Source organism: Alcanivorax sp. (assembly GCF_051117345.1).
Lineage (GTDB): Bacteria > Pseudomonadota > Gammaproteobacteria > Pseudomonadales > Alcanivoracaceae > Alcanivorax.
This window is the reverse complement of sequence record NZ_JBNPEC010000006.1, coordinates 1-3,710: the sequence shown is the minus strand read 5'-3', so window position 1 is coordinate 3,710 and position 3,710 is coordinate 1. Positions and strand designations below refer to the sequence as shown.

General features: G+C 58.5%; 2 protein-coding genes and 1 pseudogene. 2 read left to right on the top strand and 1 reads right to left on the bottom strand.

What is annotated here, in order from left to right:
* A pseudogene (locus ACFE0K_RS00415) lies at positions 1–368 on the top strand (hypothetical protein); the annotation flags it as partial.
* Positions 369–506: 138 nt separating this feature from the next.
* Positions 507–2,207 (top strand): alkaline phosphatase PhoX, encoded by a 1,701-nt coding sequence (locus ACFE0K_RS00410; protein WP_434534174.1) that lies wholly within the window; start codon positions 507–509, stop codon positions 2,205–2,207.
* A 68-nt stretch (positions 2,208–2,275) separates the two neighbouring features.
* Here the strand turns inward: ACFE0K_RS00410 and ACFE0K_RS00405 are convergent, their stop codons facing one another.
* Positions 2,276–3,568 carry an adenylosuccinate synthase gene (locus ACFE0K_RS00405; RefSeq protein WP_434534173.1) on the bottom strand — a complete coding sequence of 431 codons (1,293 nt, stop codon included), beginning with the start codon at positions 3,566–3,568 and terminating at the stop codon, positions 2,276–2,278.
* Positions 3,569–3,710 lie beyond the last annotated feature (142 nt).

Sequence of the window (3,710 nt, the reverse complement as noted above, 5' to 3'; positions counted from 1 at the left end):
AAATTCGCAACTACCTGAAACGGGCCGGGGGCGGCAGTGAGTTCCGGGAGAATCCGGAGATGGTGGACAAGTGGTACCATGCGGACGGCAGCCTGAATGAGCAGGCCATTGCTGATGCCGACGTCTATACCCTGATCACCCCTTCCCGGGAGCGAGCCCTGAAACTGAACAAGGCCTATACCCATATTGTTCGTCACCAAAGCTACATTCACGGCCGCGATGCCACCTGGCTACCCGCCGAAAATGTATTTACCGAAGTGGATGAAAGTGAGCCACCACTGCCAGCGGAATTCCGCTTCTTCCAATGGGATTTGCGTATGGATTGGCCATCCCCGAAAGACCAGGAGAAGCTCGCCCGGCATCCCTGACAACCTGCCCCGCGCCCGCACACAACAGGGCGCGGGATGCATTGTCATTTAATGTTATTTTCAGCGACATAAAACTTCATAGTTTGCGCCCTAGGCTTTTCTCACCCTTGAGTTCATTCGACAACTGGTGGGAAAACCATGACTATCTATACACGCAAAACACAGCTGGCTATTGCCATTGCTGCCACATCCCTGCTGGCGGCCTGCGGTGGCGACAGCGATAATGACAACAACGCCAACAACGGTGGCGAACAACCGGCAACCCTTCCTCTGACTCGTCTGGCCACCATTCCGCTGGGCGCCGAACTGACCGGCCTGGAAGTGACCGCAGAAGGCAATGCCTTCTTCAATATCCAGCACCCGGCTGACTCTCTCCCGGATGCGGAAAACAAGGCCGCCGTCGGCGCCTGGGTAGGCGCCAACATCAACGAGCTCGCCGCCGGCATTGAACCGGTTACTGTGCCCGACCCTACCAGCAGTGATGCAGAGACCACTCGCATGGCTCTGGGTAGCTACCAGGTACTCGGTCGCGAAGGTCACAACTACCGCGGAGACCTGCCCTTCGGGCTCGGTCATATCACGGTGCTGGACAAGAATGAGGATTCCGTTCTGCAGTCCAACGACCCGGACTTCAATGCCTGGATCGCCGATGGCGAGGACAGCGGCTATCTGTTCACCGCCTGGGAAGATCGTCCCGGCGGCGTTTCCCGCCTGGCCCTCAGCAAGACAGATAACGGCTGGACCGTGGATGGCGCCCTCAATGTGGATTTCAGCGGCGTCAACGGCACCATGATCAACTGTTTCGGCAGCGTCTCTCCCTGGGGTACGCCACTTACCTCGGAAGAAAACTACATGGCCTACGATGTGTCAGCTGCGGCACAGTGGAACCAGGCCGGCGCCGGCGGCTACCCCAGCTACAACGATGTGAAGAACATCCAGGCCTACCTGGACGGGACCTTTCCCAACCCCTATGACTACGGGTATATCGTGGAGCTGACAGCCCCCACCGGCACACCAGAACCGGTGAAACACTTCACCACCGGTCGCATGGCCCATGAAAATGCCATCATCATGCCCGATGAAAAAACCGTCTACCTGACCTCCGACGGCGGCTCCCAGGGCTTTTTCAAACTTGTCGCCGATAACGCTCAGGACCTGTCAGCGGGCACCCTGTATGCGGCCAAGGTGACCCAGGATGCCAGCACTGACAATGCCACTACCGGCTTTGACATCGCCTGGATCGAACTCGGCAAATCCGATAACGCCACCATCGCGACCCTCATCCGCTCCTTCGACGGCCTGGATGAAAGCGATTTCGTTGATGGTGACACCAATTACATTTCCCAGCAGCAGGTAGACGATTATGTCGCAGCCTACGTGGCTGGCGGCGACAACAGCGCCCTTGACCCCATCGCCTTCCTGGAAACCAACGCGGTTGCCATGGCCATGGGTGCGACCACCGAGTTCAACAAGATGGAAGGGATCAATATCAACCCCGCCGGCGCAGCCAGCGGCGACGTACCCTTCATGTATGTGGCAATGGCAGACGTGGCCGGCTCCATGGCTGACGGCGCAGGAGATATTGCCATCAACGCCAACCGTTGCGGCATCGTTTACCGGTTCGATCTGGAGGCGGATTTCAACGTCAGCCGCATGGAGCCGGTAGTAGTAGGCGGGCCATATGACGGCGGCGCCACCGGTGACAAGTGCGCTGTAGACAGCATCGCGCAGCCGGACAATCTGTACGTCATGAACGATGGTCGCTTGCTGATCGGCGAAGATTCCGGCAACCACGTCAACAACATGCTGTGGCTGTACACCTCCAACGCAGCGGAATAATTTCCGCCATCACCAACAAAAAACGCCCCGGCATGCCGGGGCGTTTTTTTATCGCATGAAAAACCGCTTCAGGAGAACGGGTGCCGCTTGATGATGGTTTCCACACGGTCCGGGCCGGTGGAAATGATATCGATGGGCGCACCAGTCACTTCCTCGATCCGCTTCAGGTAAGCCACCGCGTTGGCAGGTAGCTCATCCACGGATTTGGCGCCGAGGGTGGACTCGGTCCAGCCGGGCAGGCTTTCGTAAATCGGCTTCACCTCTTCGTAACTATCCGCATCCCAGGCGCAGGTCAGGGAATTGCCTTGCTCATCCTGATAGCCAATACAGATATTCACTTCTTCCAGACCGTCGAGCACATCCAGTTTGGTCAGGCACAGACCGGTGATGGAGTTGATCTGGATGGAGCGTTTCAGGGCCACCGCATCAAACCAGCCACAACGACGGGCGCGACCGGTGGTGGAACCGAACTCATGGCCTTTCTCTGCCAGGTAACGGCCGTTTTCATCGAATAGCTCTGTAGGGAAAGGACCGCTACCCACCCGGGTGGTGTAGGCCTTGGTGATGCCCAGCACGTAGTCCAGATACAGCGGGCCGAAACCGGTGCCGGTGGCGGCGCCGCCAGCGGTGGTGTTGGAGCTGGTCACATAGGGATAGGTGCCGTGGTCAATATCCAGCAGCGTACCCTGGGCCCCTTCGAACATGATGTTCTCGTTACGCTCACGGGCACCGTGGAGCACGGTGGTCACGTCGGTGACCATGCTGCGTACGTCCTCGCCCATGGCCAGGGTTTCATCCAGGGTCTTCTGGAAATCCACCGGCTCGGCATTGTAGTAACTGCGCAACACGAAGTTGTGATAATCCATCACTTCGCCCAGCTTGGCAGCAAAGCGCTCGCGGGAGTAAACATCCCCCAGACGCAGGCCGCGACGGGCCACCTTGTCTTCGTAGGCCGGACCGATACCACGACCGGTGGTGCCAATCTTCTTGTTGCCACGGGCCGCTTCCCGGGCCTGATCCAGCGCCACATGCACCGGCAGAATCAGCGGGCAGGAGGCAGACAGACGTAGACGCTCACGCACCGGCACGCCATTCGCTTCCAGGCCGCCGATTTCCTTGAGCAGGGCATCCAGGGCCAGCACCACACCATTGCCGATCAGGCACTGCACGTCATCGCGCAGAATGCCGGAGGGAATCAGATGCAGGACGGTTTTCTTGCCGTCGATCACCAGGGTATGGCCGGCGTTATGACCGCCCTGAAAGCGGGCCACCAGAGAGGCCTGATCGGTGAGCAGATCAACGATCTTGCCCTTGCCTTCATCACCCCACTGGGTGCCGAGAATGACTACGTTCTTACCCATGATTGCTAGCTGCCGTGTTGAGTTATAACAAACGCTTGCACGCGACCCGCTTCACGCGGCACGCACGATCTTTATCCCAGGAACGGTGTTTGCCAGACAAACACCGTTCCTGCGTGTTCAGTCGATATCCTTGATGACCCAG